12 protein-coding genes and 1 pseudogene are annotated in these 16,202 nt (G+C 69.6%); 3 read left to right on the top strand and 10 right to left on the bottom strand.

Annotation, left to right across the window (positions count from 1 at the left end):
• The 7 genes from ABH926_RS51160 to ABH926_RS51190 form a co-directional block, all read right to left on the bottom strand.
• On the bottom strand, window positions 1-431 hold a 431-nt coding region (locus tag ABH926_RS51160; RefSeq protein ID WP_370374707.1), incomplete at its 3' end, for an IS701 family transposase.
• Between the two features lie 409 nt (window positions 432-840).
• Complete coding sequence (locus ABH926_RS51165; RefSeq protein WP_370374698.1) at window positions 841-1,128, bottom strand: tyrosine-type recombinase/integrase; 288 nt, start codon at window positions 1,126-1,128, stop codon at window positions 841-843.
• On the bottom strand, window positions 1,125-2,078 hold the full coding sequence (locus tag ABH926_RS51170; RefSeq protein ID WP_370374708.1) for a transposase: 954 nt from the start codon (window positions 2,076-2,078) through the stop codon (window positions 1,125-1,127). Before ABH926_RS51170 ends, ABH926_RS51165 begins: the two co-directional genes overlap by 4 nt.
• A 173-nt stretch (window positions 2,079-2,251) precedes the next feature.
• Window positions 2,252-3,061, bottom strand: a complete 810-nt coding sequence (locus ABH926_RS51175) for a hypothetical protein (protein ID WP_370374699.1) — start codon at window positions 3,059-3,061, stop codon at window positions 2,252-2,254.
• 115 nt (window positions 3,062-3,176) lie between these two features.
• Complete coding sequence (locus tag ABH926_RS51180; protein WP_370374700.1) at window positions 3,177-4,886, bottom strand: WG repeat-containing protein; 1,710 nt, start codon at window positions 4,884-4,886, stop codon at window positions 3,177-3,179.
• Window positions 4,887-4,939: 53 nt separating this feature from the next.
• Entirely contained in the window at window positions 4,940-6,661 is a 1,722-nt protein-coding gene (locus ABH926_RS51185) for a WG repeat-containing protein (protein WP_370374701.1), read from the bottom strand.
• 202 nt (window positions 6,662-6,863) lie between these two features.
• Window positions 6,864-7,622, bottom strand: coding sequence for a hypothetical protein (locus ABH926_RS51190; RefSeq protein WP_370374702.1), 759 nt, complete (start codon window positions 7,620-7,622; stop codon window positions 6,864-6,866).
• 309 nt (window positions 7,623-7,931) lie between these two features.
• On the opposite strand from ABH926_RS51190, the gene ABH926_RS51195 reads away from it, so the two are divergent.
• Window positions 7,932-10,739 carry an AAA family ATPase gene (locus ABH926_RS51195; RefSeq protein ID WP_370374709.1) on the top strand — a complete coding sequence of 936 codons (2,808 nt, stop codon included), beginning with the start codon at window positions 7,932-7,934 and terminating at the stop codon, window positions 10,737-10,739.
• 105 nt (window positions 10,740-10,844) lie between these two features.
• Complete coding sequence (locus ABH926_RS51200; RefSeq protein WP_370374703.1) at window positions 10,845-11,771, top strand: LuxR C-terminal-related transcriptional regulator; 927 nt, start codon at window positions 10,845-10,847, stop codon at window positions 11,769-11,771.
• Between the two features lie 9 nt (window positions 11,772-11,780).
• Here the strand turns inward: ABH926_RS51200 and ABH926_RS51205 are convergent, their stop codons facing one another.
• From ABH926_RS51205 to ABH926_RS51215, 3 genes are read right to left on the bottom strand one after another with little or no spacing between them, the layout of a single operon-like run.
• The gene (locus tag ABH926_RS51205) at window positions 11,781-12,389 is read right to left on the bottom strand and encodes a LuxR C-terminal-related transcriptional regulator (protein WP_370374704.1); all 609 of its coding nucleotides are present in this window, start codon (window positions 12,387-12,389) and stop codon (window positions 11,781-11,783) included.
• Complete coding sequence (locus ABH926_RS51210; RefSeq protein WP_370374705.1) at window positions 12,386-14,530, bottom strand: AAA family ATPase; 2,145 nt, start codon at window positions 14,528-14,530, stop codon at window positions 12,386-12,388. The genes ABH926_RS51205 and ABH926_RS51210 overlap by 4 nt, the downstream gene beginning before the upstream one ends.
• Window positions 14,517-15,185: a TetR/AcrR family transcriptional regulator gene (locus tag ABH926_RS51215; RefSeq protein WP_370374706.1), complete on the bottom strand. Its 669-nt coding sequence runs from the start codon at window positions 15,183-15,185 to the stop codon at window positions 14,517-14,519. The genes ABH926_RS51210 and ABH926_RS51215 overlap by 14 nt, the downstream gene beginning before the upstream one ends.
• A 292-nt stretch (window positions 15,186-15,477) precedes the next feature.
• Between ABH926_RS51215 and ABH926_RS51220 the strand changes: the two are divergent.
• Window positions 15,478-15,783: pseudogene (locus ABH926_RS51220) on the top strand (helix-turn-helix domain-containing protein); the annotation flags it as partial.
• Window positions 15,784-16,202 lie beyond the last annotated feature (419 nt).

Genomic DNA, 16,202 nt, shown 5'->3' on the forward strand with positions numbered 1-16,202 from the left:
TCGGCGATCCAGGTGTGCTCCGGGATATACAGCTCCCGATCGATCAGGGTCCGGCCGTGCCGGGAGGCGTAGGCCAAGAACGTGCCGATCTGACAATTCTCGGTGCGCCCGGCAGTGCCGGAGTACTGCCGCTGCACCCCAGCCGACTCACGGCCCTTCTTCAAAAACCCGGTGTCATCGCCCACCAACACCGCCTCGGCATCACCAAGCCGCTCCACAACATACTCGCGCAGCCGGTCCCGGACCTCGTCGGCGTCCCAGACCGAGTCGTTCAACAGCCGCTGCATCCCATCCGGGACTGCCTCGCCGGCTTCCTCGGCCAAAGTCCAGCCGTTCTTCCGCTCCAACGGCGCCAACAGGCCCCACATGTAACGCAGGGCCCGCTGGCGGGGCTCCGACCTCAGGAACGAGTCGGCAAAACGCTCATGCATACACGCCAGCTCCGCATCCCAACCTTCGATGCGCTCCAGGACGTCGGCAGCAACCGCAACGTGATCCACACACCGCTAACGAGCAGCAACGCCACACGTCACAACAAGTGCGGCTGCAGTACTAGCTGGCGGCCGGGGCGTCAAATACACCGACGACGGCGACGTCGACACCAGGTCGGGACGGCGGGAGAGCATCCAGGTCAGGCTGTTGCGGCAGGCAGTGCAAGCAGCCGAGCCACGACCGGGCACGACGCACCTCGCCCTTGCCGCAGCAAGCCAGCTTGGTGATCTGCGGCTGCTGCCAGCCAGATGGCTGCTGCGCGGGGGAGCTAGAGGTTTCACCCGAATGATAAGGTCCCGCGCCGCGCCGCCCCGAACGATAGATGCCCGGAGCGGCGCGGCTGGGAGGTCAGACGCCAATCTGTCCCGCAATAGCGGCTGCGGCGGCACGTTTGGCCTCATCAACGACGGTGGTGTAGATGTCACCGGTGATACCGGTAGTGGCATGCCCGAGAAGTTCGGAGACCACCTTCAGCGGGACGCCAGCTGCCAGGGCATGGGTGGCAATTCCGTGTCGGAGGTCGTGCAACCGGATCGGGGGCAGTCCGGCTTCGCGGGCCAACAGCGTGAACTGGTCGGTTACGTGGGCCGGGTGCAGGGGCGTTGTGGGACTCTGTTGCCCGTTGTGATGTGTCATGCGGCGAGTTCGAGTCGGGCGTAGTGACTGGTTCTGGTGGGCCCGAGGGGTGTGCCGGTCCACCAGGCGTCCAGCCGGATCAGGTTGATCGCGGTGGCGAGCAGGATGTGTTCAAGTCGGACTTTAGGTAGGCCTTTGTAGCGGCTGCGGCGGGCGTCACAGGCGTGAACGGCCTGGGCGATGGTGCCCTCGACGCCTGCGCGGGTGGCGTAGCGTTTGCGCCAGGTGTCGGTGTCCTGTTCGCGGCGGCGTTGTTGCAGGGCTTCGTGCTGCTCACGCGGGTGCAGGGTCAGGCCGCGGTAGCGGGCTTTGGTGCAGTCTGGTTTGGCCGGGCAGGCTGGGCAGCCGGCGTTGTAGAAGTCGACGTGGATGCGTGGGTGGCCGTCGATGATCGTGTCGATCCAGCGTGTGCTGGTCTTGCCCTGTGGGCAGGTCGCGGTGTGTGCGTCGAAGTCGATGGTGAAGTCGCCCAATCCGTAGCCGCGTCCTTCGCGTTCTTGGCGGCCGCCGACGATCGGGACCGGCCCGACCAGGTCGATGCCCAGGTGCGCGGCCTCCACGATCAGCTCGGCGCCCATGTAGCCGGCGTCGACCAGGTGCTCGGCCGGGCCGCGGCCGGCCGAGATCAGATCGTGTTCGACCCTCAGCGTCTGCGCCGCGTCGTCGGTCGGCGCGGTGGTGGTCACCACATGCATGATCAGGTGCGGTGCTGCATGCACGGCCTGCCGGTCGGTCAACCGCTCCGCGTACTGCAGCACGCTGACCAAAGCCAGCGTCACCGGCGACAGAGCCGGCCCACCCTGGCGTGGATACGCACCGGTGAAGTCGGCGTTGGTGAACACCACACCCAGCTCATCCCGCAGCCGCATTGCCAGACACCCCACCGGGAACACCGCCCGGGCCAACGCCGCCGTCGCGACCGGAACCGGCGGAGACGGAAGTGGACGCATCGACACGATGACCAGCTCCTTCACCCCGTATCAGAGGTCGTTATCCATTCTGCAGCGTCTCTCCGAACCGGGAGAAAGTCATCACAACGGGCAACAGAGTCCTACAGGGCCACGCAGATCGACACCGCTGCGCTAAACAACCAGCGGTTCGAGCCCGGCTCTTCAGGTGCCCGTCAGTCCGCCGTGTAGGCGGTGCTCAGCTCGCTTGCGACCTGCTGCAGGAGCGCGGTGTCAGCGGACGAGTCATCGGTGGCGGGGATGCCGCCGGTGGTGATCAGGGCCAGGGCGTTGCCGTGTTGGACGAAGTATTCGTGGGCATCGGTGCCCCAGTAGTCGAGGGAGCCCAGGGCCGGGGGCTTGCCGTCTGACATGCGGCTGGTGTGCAGGTACGCGAAGCCGCCGGTGATGTCGGCGGTCTTGTGCACGGAGTAGGTGAGCGGAGCCCCGGTCAGGTCGCCGTTGTGGGGCGCCGACGCGCAAGCGGTGTAGTCGGAGGATGCCAGGGTCAGTGCCTTCTGGGCGCTCGCGGTGTCCGGGAAAAACAGCTGCGTCTCGGTGAAGACGATGGCCGAGAAGCCCGTGGCGGGGACGAAGTGCTCCTGCTGCTCCCAGGGGTTCTCCGAGGTGATGAACGTGCGGAAGGCATCGGTGTCGCAGGAGTCCCAGTGTGCGGGCTTGGACGCGTTGTCTCCCCCGTCGGGCTTGACAGTGATCTTCCAGGTCATCGGCGGGGAGAAGGAAGGGACCTGCTGTGCGGTCAACCAGGCTGCCGCGACCGCTTTCGGATTGGTGTCGCCGGGGTTCCCCGGGCTCGTGGTGGTGGTCGTAGTGGCGGTGACGGCGGCCGCCGCCGACCGGGGAGTCAGGGGTGCTGCCCCGGCGCCGGTGGGGGCAGGCGGAGTACTCGATGATGAGCAGGCGCTCATCGACGCGGCGGAGGCGATGACAGCGAAGACGGCGGCGGCACGAAAGGTGGCTTGCACGGGTGGGTGTCTCCAGGCTCGGTAATAGGGGTTCTGGTATCAGCGCGGGGATGCCGTTCTCGTCCGGGGCCTCCGCGCTCGGCGGTCTCGGTCCGAGACCACTCAGTGGGAGTGACTACAGGTTGACGACAGCCAGCCACAGCTGGAACTCGAAGTCGCCGTCGCCGGTGTTGGCGTAGATCTGCAGCACCAACTGCCGCCCGTCGGGCAACCGCCACACGTCCAGCAGGCCCGAGTCGGAGTAGGCGACGACGTGGCCGTCCTCGCGACCATGCGTCGGCTCGCCGAACCGCGCCGTCAGCTGCTTCGACGCCTCCGCGAAGAAACAGGAGAAGTCGGACCCCTGCTCGTCCATCAGGAACGGGTACTCGCCCCAGGGGCCCTCGCCGACGTAGCTCTGGGCAAGGACTTCCAGCGCGCCGGTTCGCAGTTTGTATTCGAGGTCGTCCTCGTCCACCTCGTCCAGGTCATACACGTCGCGCTCGCCGTCGAAAACCAGCGAGTAAGGCACGAACTCGCGCGGCTCCTGCGCGATCAGTTCGTCGGCGATCGCGGCCACGTCGCCGGTGCGGGCCTCCGGCCGGAGGAAGAAGTCCTGAGAGTCCCGGTTCAGTAGCGGCTTGGATACGGAGAACACCGGCTCCTGCACGGTGAAACTCTTGCTCGCGGCGGATACGGTGCGAAGGGTCAGGCTCCGGCCACCGTCGCCGACCGCCGCGCGGCACACGTCACGACCCTCGGCGTCGACGTAGACCGTGTCCCCGTTCTCGGCCAGGAACGGGGCCAGGCCGGAGCTGTGCGCGAAGCCTGGGATCCAACCGTCGTCGTGGGTGCGCGGCTCCCGGTGCTCGACCGGGATGAACCGGCCATCGGTGTGCAGTACGCCCCACTCGTCGTTCAGGGCCAGCGTCACGCCCAGGGCGGAGAACGGCCCGACCCAGGAGAAGTCGTTGCCGAAGGCCTCCCCAAGCGGTTCCGCGCCGGTGGCGTCGAAGAACCGGTACCCGAAAAGCGAGCGGCACACCAACAGCCCGCCCGCCATCGTGTCCGACGTGGTGCCGCCCTCGGCGATGACGACCTCGCCGGCGGAGTTCAAGTATCCGGTGTGCTGCAGGTCGCCGGTGGTGAAACGGGCCAGGCCGTGGGCGTTGAACTCCTGGATCCAGTAGTACTTCGGCTCGATCACCCACTGGCCGTCCCGGTCGATCAGCCCGTACCGGTTCCCGGCCTGGACGGGCGCGACGCCATCGGGGCCGAACGCCTCCGCCCGCTCGAACCTGGGCTCGATCACCAATTCGCCGGAGGTGTCGATGTACCCGCAGCCGCCATCCTTCTCCGGTTGCACCACCGCCAGGCCCACAGCGGCAAACGGCCCGGCACGGTGGAACCTTTCGGGCACGACCATCCGGCCGGTGACGTCGATGAAGCCCAGGCGGCCTTCCCTGCCGATTGCTGCCAGGCCGTGGGAGAACGGAGCGGCCTGCGCGTATGCGGGCTCGATGGCCACCTCGCCACGCCGGTCCGCGTAGCCCCAGCGCTCACCGACCCTGATCCGGGCCAGTCCCTCCGCGGAGTGCGAACGGGAGTCGTCGAAGGCTGGTTCGGCCAGCCACGAACCCGTGTGGTCCAGGTAACCGCAACGTTGGTCCAGGGCCTGGCCCGGGGCGATCACCCCGCCGACGCCATCGGGGTCGAACCGCAGGATCCGAATCCGGTCAGGCTGCTCGGGCAGGACGCCATCGGAGTGGATCAGGACGGCGCGCTCGCCGAAAGGCCGGCCGCCGGTGATCGGGATGACATGGGGTGTGGGTGAGGCTGTGGACACGCGTCGGAACGGAGCTGGAACATCCGACGGTCCTGCGATCGGTCCGCGATCAGTCATGACACCTCGCTCGGGCTTGAAGATCCATCGCCTGCTCGGGGTTCAGCAGACTCCTCCTGCACGAGGGCCAGCCACAGCTGGTGCTCGAAGTCGCCGTCCCCGTAGTTGCAGTGCTGCTGAAGGTAGAGGGTTCGCTCCCCCACCTGCCAGGCGGCGAGGCCGCCGCCTTCGGAGGAACGGAGTCCGTGGCGCCGCGGCGGCTTGGACAACGGTTCGCCGTAGTGCGCGCTCAGTTCGCCGCGTAGAACCGTGAAATAGCGGTCATAGGCATCGATGTAGTGGTCTTCGAGGAAGAGGTACTCGCCCCAGAGCTCCTCCTTGATATAGGACGAGGCAAGAATGTGGATCGCGCCGGCCAGCGCTTTCGCAAGGTCATCCTCGTCGAGGTCGTAGGGATCCCGCTCTTCCCAGCTCACCAGCGAGGCAGGCAGGAACGGACCTGGCTCGCCCGCCTCGAGTCCGCGGGCCAGGCCGACCACGCCGCCCTTCCAGGCTTCGATGAGGTGGAAGTGCTCGTCTGGGCCGCTGGAGAACAGGGGCTTGGGCTTGGTGAACGCCGGCCGGCCATCCTCGTCCGGGTCCTGCTCCCAACTGCCGATACTCGTGCCGTCCGGAAGCAGCAGGCTCAGCCGCGAACCGTCCCGGTCCACCTCGATCCGGCACACGTCGGCCCCGTTCGCGTCGACGAGCACAGTGCCGCCGCCGTCCCCGATGAACGGCGCCAAGCCGCGATGGCCGTCGAAGCCCGGAATCCAGCCGTCGTCGTCGCTCACCGGCTCCCAGTGCGCCAGGGGACTCACGCGGCCGTCCCGGCGCAGCACACTCCATTCCCCCTCGGCCAGCACGATCGCGCCCCCGCAGGGGTGGAAATCCCCGGCCCACTCCAGCTCCAGGTCAGGGAAGGCCTGCTCGCCCTGCGCAGTAAAGTAGCAGTGGCCGGTCATGGCCCGGCCGGTGACCAGTACCAGCCCACATGAGGCTGCCTCGGACACGTCGAAGTGCTCGCCATCGTTCGATTGCGGCTGGATGACTTCCGTACCGTGGACATCGAGGTACCCCTCGTCGTGCGAGCGACTCATGAAGTGGGCGATCCCCTCCTGGGTGAAGGGCTTGATCCAGACGTGGCTCGGCGCGAGCACCCAACGGCCGTCACGATCGATCAGCCCCCACGCGCCGTCCTTCTCGACCGGTGCAGCCTGTCCGCTGGACTCGTCGAAGGGGTGAGCACGGGTGAAGCCGGGCTCGATGACGTACTCGCCCGCCGCGTTGATGAACCCGTACTTGTTGCTGCGCGGGTCCTGGACGAGCGCGAGCCCATGGCAGAAGGGTTCCGCAGAGGCGAACCGGCCCTCGATCACGACCTGCCCGCAGCGGTCGATGTACCCGAAGCCGTGCTCACCCTCCTCCAGACCCACGGCGGCCAGGCCCTCGCTGAAGGGTCCCGCAACGCTGAACCCCGTCTCCAGGACCGTGCGACCGGCCAGGTCGAGGTAGCTCCAGGCACCTTCCTTGAACACGCGAGCCAGCCCGTCGGTGCTGAAGCTTTGCGCTCGGTCGAATTCAGGTCCGCGCAACCACCGGCCCTCGTGGTCGAGGTAGCCCCAGCGTTCGGAGAGGTCCACGGCCGGTACGATCAGCCCGCCCGAGCCGTCGGAGGTCCACACGCCCAGATCTCGCAGGGCAGGCCCGATGAGCCGACCCTCGCGGGCGAGCAGCACGAGTACGGTGCCGAACGGCTCGGCCCCGGTGAGGGCGACGGTATATGGGGCGGGCCCCTCCTCGAGAGCTGACGCTGACGCGGGCTCGGGTACAGGTGGCACCGAAGGGTCTACCTTTCGTCAACACTCAGGTCATCAGACATGCCCGCATCCATACATTCGCCCACCTCACCGACACATCGGCCAACACCACAGCCGGCCGCTACCGGGTCCGCCACCTACGCTTTGCGAGGCCCTGCAGACTCTTGCGGGCAGTGCCCACCTGCTCCTGCAGGTAGGGGTAGTCGATGCCGGAGAAACGGGTGACGACGTAGTTCCACTGGGCGGCCGCCTCGTCTCGCCGCTTCATATTCATCAGGGCACTGCCCAGGTTGTTCGCCGCCCAGGCCACGAACTCCAGGACACTGGGTCGTGGGTCATCGCCGAAGCGGCTTATCAAGTGGCCCCAGGCGGCAATCGCCTCCTGGTCTCGGCCTACTTCATCCAGGGTGCAGCCGTAGTTGAGAGTCCCCTTGGCCAACTCCTCACTGACCACGGTCTCATCGTCGGAGAGATCCCAGGGCCGGTAGTCGATCCGGGCTAGCTGTTCGAGTGCTTGCAACCGCGCGGCGGGGCGGTTGAGCTTGTCCAACGCGATGGCCTTGCCGCCGTACGCGACCGCCAGGTTCCGTCGGAGGTTCTCTTGCGGCCGTGCCTCGTACATGTCGATGACCTGCTGGTAGCGAGCCAAAGCCCACTCCTGGGAGTCGTCGGACATGTGGATGTAGGCGCCCCAGGTCAACGCGTCGGCGACACTGCGGACCACCAGGGGATCACGGCTGTCGCGGAAACGCTCGATCAGACCGTCGTAGGTGGCGAGTGCCTGCGGCCATCCCGAGTGACCGCCCCGTTGTTGCAGCCTCTTGCCTTCTTTGAACATGGCGGCGGCAACCGAGCGATCATCCGCGTTGGTGACGGTCATTGACTCTTACTCCTTGTGCTGCAGAACGCCAGGCCACGTACGGCGATCGACGAGCCGAGGGGACGAACGGCGCCACGCACGGCGGAATCGGAATAGGAGCCTGACAGCTCTACGAGGGACCTGGAGTCCGTGAGATTACGCAATCGGCATACGCAAACCCGGCACTCCCGTCGGCTTCGGTATTTGGGCTATGTCAGCGCCGTGGGGTAGAAAGAGCCGCCTCAGGGGGAATCGCATGGGACAGGGTGAGCGGCGTTGACTGTCGGACCGGCCGAGTCGGAGAGCCCGGCGTACCATGGCACGCCGCTGGTGGGCCGGGACGCAGAGCTCGCATGGCTCGACAGGGCCGTCCGCCGTGTGGGCGAAGGATGCGGTCTCAAGGTGCTGGATCTGACCGGTGAGGCCGGTATCGGCAAGAGCAGGCTCATCACAGAGGTCTGTCTCTCCGCACGTCGTCGTGGTCTGACGCTGCTGCGCGGCCGGGCCACGGAGTACGAACGGCATGTCCCGTTCCTCCCCTTCACCGACGCGTTCGCGGATCTGCGCCAGGCCGACCTGGACGAGATCCCCGACGCCGGCGGTCTCGCACCGGTGCTCCACGGCCGCCCCCTGGACGGCGTCGACCGGTTCGGCGTGCACCGGGCGACCTCCGCGCTGCTCGCCCGCCTCGGCGGGCGCGGCCCGGTGCTGCTCGTCCTCGACGACCTGCACTGGGCCGACCCCGCCTCCGTCGACCTGCTCGACTACCTGATACGCCACCCCGTTCCGGCACCGGTGCTGATCGTTGTGGCCCGTCGGCCCCGGCAGAGCCCGGTGCCGCTGGCCGCCGGACTGGCACGGGGCGGCGAGTCCGGGACCGTCATCGCGCATGCCCTCGGCCCCCTGGCGGCCGACGCGTGTGCCGAACATCTGGGCGCCGGCGTGCCGCCCAAGGAGTTCGAGGCGTTGTACACGGCGAGCGAGGGCAATCCGCTCTATCTGCTCGCGCTGCTCCAGGCGCGCCCCGCCAGCGCAGCGGATCCCACCTCGCCGCCGCGGTTGCTCGATGCGCTGCTGCTGGACGAACTCGTCCCGCTCAGCGATCGGCAGCGACGCACCGTCGAGACCGTCGCGGTCCTCGGCGGCCACGCCACCACCGACATGATCGCCGCGGCTGACGGCCGCATGGAAGACGAGGTGCTGGACGATCTTCGCCTGCTACTGGCGAAGGACCTGGTACGCATCGACGGCGCGGGACGGCTTGCGCTGCGGCATCCCGTGCTGCGTTCGCTCGTGCGCAGCCAGATCGAGCCCTGGCGGCAGGCCGCCATGCACCGCACGGTGGCCGACCGGCTCGCCCGGGTGGACGCCTCCGCGGCCGAGCAGGCCCACCATGTCGAGCACGCCCTGACAACAGCATGGGATCGGCGGGCCGCGGAGGTCTTGGTCAAGGCTGCCGGACAGAGCGCGGGCACCGCGCCGGAGAGTAGTGCGCATTGGTTGGAAGTCGCCCTACGGTACATGCCTCGGACTTCCGAGTATGCAACCTGGCGCCGAGCCTTGATACTTCAGCGAGCACACGCGCTCGCGGTGTGCGGCAGGTTGCGCGAGAGCAGGGCGCTGCTCCACGAGGTGATCGCACTGTCCGCCGACGACGAAGCCACCTCTACCCGGATCGTGGCGGTGGCGCTGTGCTCCGGGGTCGAACGCCACCTCGGGCAGTACCCAGAGGCCATGGCGCTGCTACGCCGTGAGATGGCCCGCAGGCCCGAGCCAAACCTTGCCGAGGTCATCGCACTGACCCTGGCGCTCGGATCCGTCGCGGTACAGGACGGCTCATATCGGCAGGTGCGCAACGAGATGGACCACGCACTAAGCCTGGCGCGCACCCTAGGTGACGAAGCGTCAGAGGCCGGGCTCCTCGCGGTGGCCGCGCTCGGCGAGGTTGTCGACGGCGAGACCACCCTCGCCCTTGAGCATGTCCGCCACGCGGTGGCCCTCCTGGACGCGCTGCCCGATGACGGCGGCGCCGATCTGTGCGAACCGCTGACCCGGCTCGCCTATGCGGAAGTACAGCTCGAACGCTTCGCCGAGGCCGACCGGCACGCCGATCGCGGCCTCGCCCTGGCACGCCGCACTGGAAGAACCTCAGTGCTGCCTTATCTGTTGCTATGCAAGGCCCAAGTGGGTTCGCACACTGGGCATCTGGCCCACGCGCTGGGGCAGGTGGAAGAGGCGGAGGAGATCGCGCGCGGGTTCGGCAGCGAAGAGTTGCTCGTCCTGACCCTCGGCATCAAGACGCAGGTACTTACGGTCGTCTGCCCGGCCGGGGACCCGCGGCCGATGGCTGCGGCCGACGAAGCCGTGGCCCGCGCCGGCCTGCGCGGGAACTGGCTGGCCACCAATGCCTGGGGGATGATGGGGCTGGCCGCGCTGCTCGCCGGAGACCCCCGTCGCGCGCGCGAGGCAGTGCTGCGGGCAGGTGGACCGGATCTGGCCGGAGTGCAGGTCTCCAAGCGCCCCATGTTCCTGGAGGTCCTGGTCGACGCCTGCCTCACGCTCGGCAAGCGTGAAGAGGCGCTGGCCTGGGCCGAACGCGCCCGGACGGATGCGGAGGCACTGGACCTGCCCGGGCAGCGGGCCGCCGCGCTGCGCTGCGCGGCCTCGGCACGGTGGATGGCGGGCGACCAAGGTGCGGCAGAGCTCTACCTCGAGGCCGCCGCAGAGAGCGAGCGCTCCGGCCTCGGCTTCTGGGCGGCCTACTCACTGCTGCTCGCCGCCAGGGCCATGGCGGGACGTCCCGCCCTCGCCCCGAAGGCCGAGGCAGCCTGGCACCGCGGCTCGGAACTTGCCGAGGCAAGCGGCGCTGGGGCGCTGGTGAGCTTGGCGGAGGCAGTGCGGGCCGAATTGGCGAGCGGGGCTGTGCGGCACGTTCCCCGGCTCGAGGCGCTCGCCGCACTGACCCCGCGGGAACGCGAAGTGGCCAACCTGGTCAGCCAAGGGCTGACCAGCGTTCAGATCGCCGACAGGCTGTTCCTGAGCCGCCGGACCATAGAGTCCCACCTAAGCCGCGTTTACCGAAAGACCGGGGTAACCACCCGGATCGCACTCGCTGTCCTGGTGGCCGGCCATGGCTGAATCCCCCTGCAGATTTCCGGCTCGTCGAGACGGACCATCGTCACATAGGGCGATGCTTCATGACGTTGGACGACCACCGAAAACTCCGAGTTCAGATTCTCGAGAGTGCAGACCCTTGAGGCGCGGTGTCGCAGGAAGCCGCGCAGGAGCGATGACTCCACACATTCCTCCGATCAGGCGCTGGAGCTGGCGACGCGCTACGGCCACACGCAGCGGATCGGCTATCTGCGGTGTCTGCTGGCCGGCATCGCGGCCGTGTCGGGCGACGAGGACCGCTGCCGGGCGCTGGCCGAGCCGGCGATCGCCGAGGCGCAGCGGCTACAAGTGAAGCGCACGGTGCTCTGCGGGCGGCTGGCTTTGGCACGGCTGGAGATGAGCCTGGGCCGCTACGAGGCGGCCTTGGACCTCCTGGAATCGGCGGCGCAAGGGGGCTTCGTCCCCATGCAGGCCGATCTGGACCTGGTGGAGGCGGCCGTCCGGATCGGGCAGCCGGAGCGCGCTGTCGCGTCGCTGGCCCGGATGCGGAGGTGGAACGAGGCGTCAGGGCGGCCGTGGGTCCGCGCCGTGGCGCTGCGCTGCGAAGCACTGATGGCCGGCGACGAAGCCGAACCGTACTTCCGAGAGGCGCTGTGCCTGCACGGCGTGGCCGAGCGTCCCTTCGACCGAGCGCGGACCGACCTGCTGTACGGCCGATGGCTCCGGCGGGCTCAGCGCAAGGCCGAGGCTCGGCCCCGGCTGCGGGCCGCCGCGCAGGCCTTCGACCAGCTCGGTGCGGCGCCATGGGCCGAACGGGCCCGCGCGGAGCTGCGGGCCACCGGCGAGACCGCCGGCTCGGCGGCGGGCGGCGCCGGCCTCAAGCGACTGACGGCCCAGGAGCTCCAGGTGGTCCGGCTCGCGGCGACGGGGCTGTCGAACCGGGAGATCGGCGCCCAGCTCTATCTCAGCCCTCGTACGGTCGGGTACCACCTGTACAAGATCTTTCCGAAACTGGGGATCGCCTCGCGGGGAGAGTTGACGAAACTGGAGCTGTGAGCGGCGGTGTCAGAGCCCGAACTCCGCCAGCTCCGCGCGCGACCGGATGCCGAGCTTGGGGAAGATCTTGTACAGGTGGTACCCGACCGTCCGTGGGCTCAGGAACAGCTGGGCGCCGATCTCCCGGTTGGAGGCGCCGCCGGCGGCGAGCCGGGCGACTTGCAGCTCCTGCGGCGTGAGGGCGGCCACCGGGTTGCGGCGGCCCGCACCGCGGACCGGCCGTGCCCCGGCCGCCCGCAGTTCGTCCGCCGCGCGCTCGGCCCACAACCGCGCTCCGAGGGCGTCGAAGCCCTCGACGGCGGCCTGCAGCCGGTCGCGGGCCTCGGCGCGGCGGCGGTCCGCGCGCAGCCACTGGCCGTACGCCAACTCGGTGCGCGCCCGGCCGTACGGGTCGTCGGCGCCGTCGTGCAGGTCCAAGGCCGCCACGAAGTGCGGCTCGGCGTCCCGGCCGGCGCTCAGCTGTGCCCGGCCGCGCGCCGCCTCGGCGCGCGCCCAGCGCTGGCCGACGGCGTCGGCCCACGCCGAGTACCGGTCCAGGACGGCTTCGGCCTCGGCGAGGTCGCCGGTCCGCACCATCGCCTCCCACTGGTCCGGGGCCGAGGACACCAGCCAGGTCAAGCCGTGTCTGGCCGGCCCGGCCTTCGTCTCGGCGTAGAGATCCGCGGCTTCCTCAAAACGTCCGCGGGCCAGCGCCACGGTCGTCCTGGCGTGGTAGACGAAGCCCAGGATCGGCGACCGGTTGCCGTCCAGCGACTGGGCGAGGGCTTGGCTGCTCCAGAGCTGACAGGCCTGCTCGTCTCCGGTGAAAGCGGCGATCCAGGCCAAGACCGAGGCGACATAGCCGATGCGGAAGGTCTCGTCCGTCGCCTGCGCCATGCGCAGCGCCTCCTGCGCGGACGCCTCCGCGTCCTGGGCGTTCCCAGGTGCATCGAGGCCATCGCCGACAGGAGCAGCGGCTGGACGAGCAGGCCGGCCATTCCTTTCCGGCGGAAGTCTGATTCCACAGCCCGGGCCGATCGCAGGGCGGCCTCGCGGTCGCCGGTCATCAGGAACAGGCCCGAGATGCTCCCGCGTACCGCCGGCACCACGGATCCCGCTCCGGCCTCCAGGGCATCGACGGTGCCGGCCAGAGGTCCCGCGCGCCACGGCTCGGCGCGCAACGCCATCAAGCCCCGGCAGAAATCGAGCAGTGGACCGGAGCCGTCGGGCAGGCCGGCGGACAGCACCCGCACACGCTCGGCCAGCACGTCCTGTTCCGGCCGCGCGCCGGAGTACCAGGCCGCCAGAGTCCCGGAGCCGAGCAACGCCAGACCGGTCTGGAGGTCCTCGGGCAGGGACTGTTCGGCACCGTCGAGATAGATGCGCGCCGCGTCGTGCGGCACCCCGGTCTCGAATTCGACGCCGCCGTGAACCGCCGCCGCCCGGGCCAGGACCATCGGGTCGTCGGTCAGCCGCGCGACCCGGACCGCCAGATCACGGGCGCGCGGCAGATGCCCGGCGTCCAGCGCCGCCGTCGCGGCCTCGGCCAGCCGGCGGGCCTTCGACGCGGATCCGGCCGACAGGTCGGCCGCCCGCTCGAAGGCCGCGGACTTGATAGCCGGCGCGGCCCGTTCGCCGGCTCGCCGCGCCGTGTCCTCCATCGCGGTCGCGATGGCATCGTCGGGACCGACGGCGGTCGCGGCCAGATGCCACACCGCGGCGTCCGCGTCCAGAGTCGCGGCGAGTGCCTGGTGCACTTCCATCCGGTGTTTGACATCAGCCAGGGCCAGCACCGCCGAGCGCACCAGCGGATGCCGGAACCGGACGGTGCCGTCAGGCGTGAGGCGCAGCAGACCGGCCTGCTCGGCCGGGGCGAAATCGATCATCCGCAGGCCGAGCGCGGCCACAGCCGGGGCGATGGCACCGTAGTCCTCGGAGTCGGCGAGCGCGGCGACGAGCAGGCACCGCTGTGCGGCGGTGTCCAGGGCCCGGATCCGCTCCTGGAACGCGGCCTGGACCCGACTGACCGGTGTCGGCGCCGTGAGAGAGAACGGCAGCGGGAGGAACGCTCCGAGGCCGGAGTCGTCGTCGACCTGCCGGGACAGCTCGATCAGTGCCAGGGGGTTGCCGTCCGATTCCTCGACGACCCGGTCGCGGACCGCCAGGGCGAGGCCGTGCCGGTTCCGTGCCACCAGCTGTTCAGCGGCCTCCCGGTCCAGGCCGGTCAGCGGCAGTTCGGCCAGCCCCGCGCCGTGGGCGAAGGCGTGCTCGCCGTCGCGGGCGGCGAAGAGCACCGCGATCTGCTCTGTCTGCAGGCGCCGGACCGCGAACAGCAGGGCATCCGCGGAGGCCTGGTCCAGCCATTGAGCGTCGTCCGCCAGGCACAGCAACGGTCGCCGCGGGGACAGCTCCGGCAGCAGGCTCAGACAGGCCAGGCCCACGAGGAAGCGGTCCGCCGAATGGCCGGTGCCACCGGTCCGGCCCTGCCCGAACGCGTTCCGCAGCGCGTCGGCCTGAAGGATCGGGAGGAGGTCGAGCGCGCCGAGTGCCGGGCCGAGGATCAGATGCAGTGAGGCGTAGGGGAGTTCAGCCTCGGATTCGACTCCGGTGACGTGCATCACGTGGAAGTCCCCGCCAGCCCGCTCCGCGGCGTAGCCGAGCAGCGCCGACTTGCCGATGCCGGCCTCGCCGCGCACCACCAGGGACCGTGCCCGGCCAGCTCGGGCCTCATCCAGCAGCGCGTCGATCACCGCTTGTTCGTCGCCTCTACCGAGGAGCATGGCACGCCGCCGGCGACGGGTTCGACAGCACGGAGCGGATGAAGATCTCCGCGCCGCGCCGAACGCGGTCGGCGGCCGCGTCGATCTCGTCCTGGCCCGCCGTCGCGTGCAGCCACAGGATCCGGGTCTGGGCGATCGGGCTGATCAGCATGTAGGCCAGATCCGGCGGCGCACCGAGGCCCGGCGGGATGTGGCCGAGTTCGGTCCAGCGCTGGAAGTGCGGCGCCAGGCCGGCGACCGTGGCGGCCACGCCGGCGCCGAGCCGGGGGTCATGCACCAGCCCGTCCCGTACCATCACGCTGACCAGCAGCCTGGACTCCAGCCGCGACCAGTTCACGATGAGCCGCCGAACGAGCTCCCTGATGAACTCCGCCGGGTCGGTGTCGGACGTATGGCGGTCGAGTTCCTCCAGCACGTGGACGGCGCTGCTGGGGCCGAGCCCGTCGAGCGCCGCGTCGAAGATCGCTCGCTTGTTGGCGTAGTGCGCGTACAACGCGCCATCGCTCAGGCCGACGGCCCGGGCGATGGCGCGGATCGACGTGCCGTGGTATCCGTTCTCTGCGAACAGCCGAAGCGCCGCGGACCGCAGTACCGCGCTGGTGTCGCAGGCCTCCGCTTTCGGCGGCCGCCCGCGACGGGCGCCAGTCTTCGTCAACGCCCCGCCCCCGTCCCGATCCCGCTGTCGATCAAAAATAACCGATCGCTGGATTATTTTATAACTCGGGACGGCCGCGCGGGCGCCGCATCCGGCCTGCGGCTGCAGATAATGTCGTCCAGGCAGGTCAGGCCGCTACCCCGATCTGCTGTACTCGGCACACCACCTGCCGGGCGCACGCTTGGTCAGGTAGGCGCGAGTACAGCCCGTATGCGGGTCCGGGTGTCGGCGCTCCCGGGTAGGTGCAGCGCACCCACGCCCCGGCCTGGGGCATGGATCTAGTGTGGCGGACATGGAAGGCAACAACGACCTCGGTGACTACCTGCGTGCCCGCCGCGCAGTAATCACGCCGCGGGACGTCGGGCTGCTGGATGGCGGAGACCGGCGGGTGCCGGAGCTACGGCGGGACGAGGTGGCGCTACTGGCCGGAGTGAGCACCGACTACTACATCCGTCTGGAGCAGGGCCGTGAGCGGAACCCGTCCGAGCATGTGCTTCGGGCGATCGCTGCGGCGCTGCGGCTGGACGGCACCGCAGCCGCCCACCTGTTCCGGCTCGGCCTACCCGTCTTCGCCAAGGCGGGCGCGTCGCCGACCGTGCCCGACTTCCACAAGGGCGGCGAGGGCCTGGCCAGCGACCTCGATGACGCCGGTTGAGCAAATCACGGTGCCGGCGCAAGACCGTATCCGGGCTCATGACCAGCCGCAGCCGACGCAACGCCCCGCGCCGCAGCGTGCCAAGCAGCGCCGCCAGCAACGCCCGATCAGCAGGCGCGAAGCGAACCCGTTGACCGCCCAACCGCGCCACTACAAGCTGGCATACCAAACCCTCCCCCACTACGCGGTTAGGTGTTTCCTTGTCTCTCAGCCGTCACCTCACACCTTGCTACTGAAGACGGCGGGGGGGGGGGGGGGGGGGGGGGGGGGCCCCCCCCCCCCCCCCCGGGGGGGCCCCCCCCCCCGCCCCCCCCCCCCCCCCGGGGGGGCCGCGCGAGGGGGCCGGGCGGCGGGGGGGAGGT

This window comes from Catenulispora sp. GP43 (assembly GCF_041260665.1).
In the GTDB taxonomy this organism is placed as follows: Bacteria; Actinomycetota; Actinomycetes; order Streptomycetales; family Catenulisporaceae; genus Catenulispora.

Bases quoted from the DNA above. Each gene is read 5' to 3' on its own strand.
- ABH926_RS51165 (WP_370374698.1), bottom strand. From the start codon at position 1,128: ATGACACATCACAACGGGCAACAGAGTCCCACAACGCCCCTGCACCCG.
- ABH926_RS51210 (WP_370374705.1), bottom strand. From the start codon at position 14,530: ATGCTCCTCGGTAGAGGCGACGAACAAGCGGTGATCGACGCGCTGCTG.
- ABH926_RS51190 (WP_370374702.1), bottom strand. From the start codon at position 7,622: ATGACCGTCACCAACGCGGATGATCGCTCGGTTGCCGCCGCCATGTTC.
- ABH926_RS51170 (WP_370374708.1), bottom strand. From the start codon at position 2,078: ATGCGTCCACTTCCGTCTCCGCCGGTTCCGGTCGCGACGGCGGCGTTG.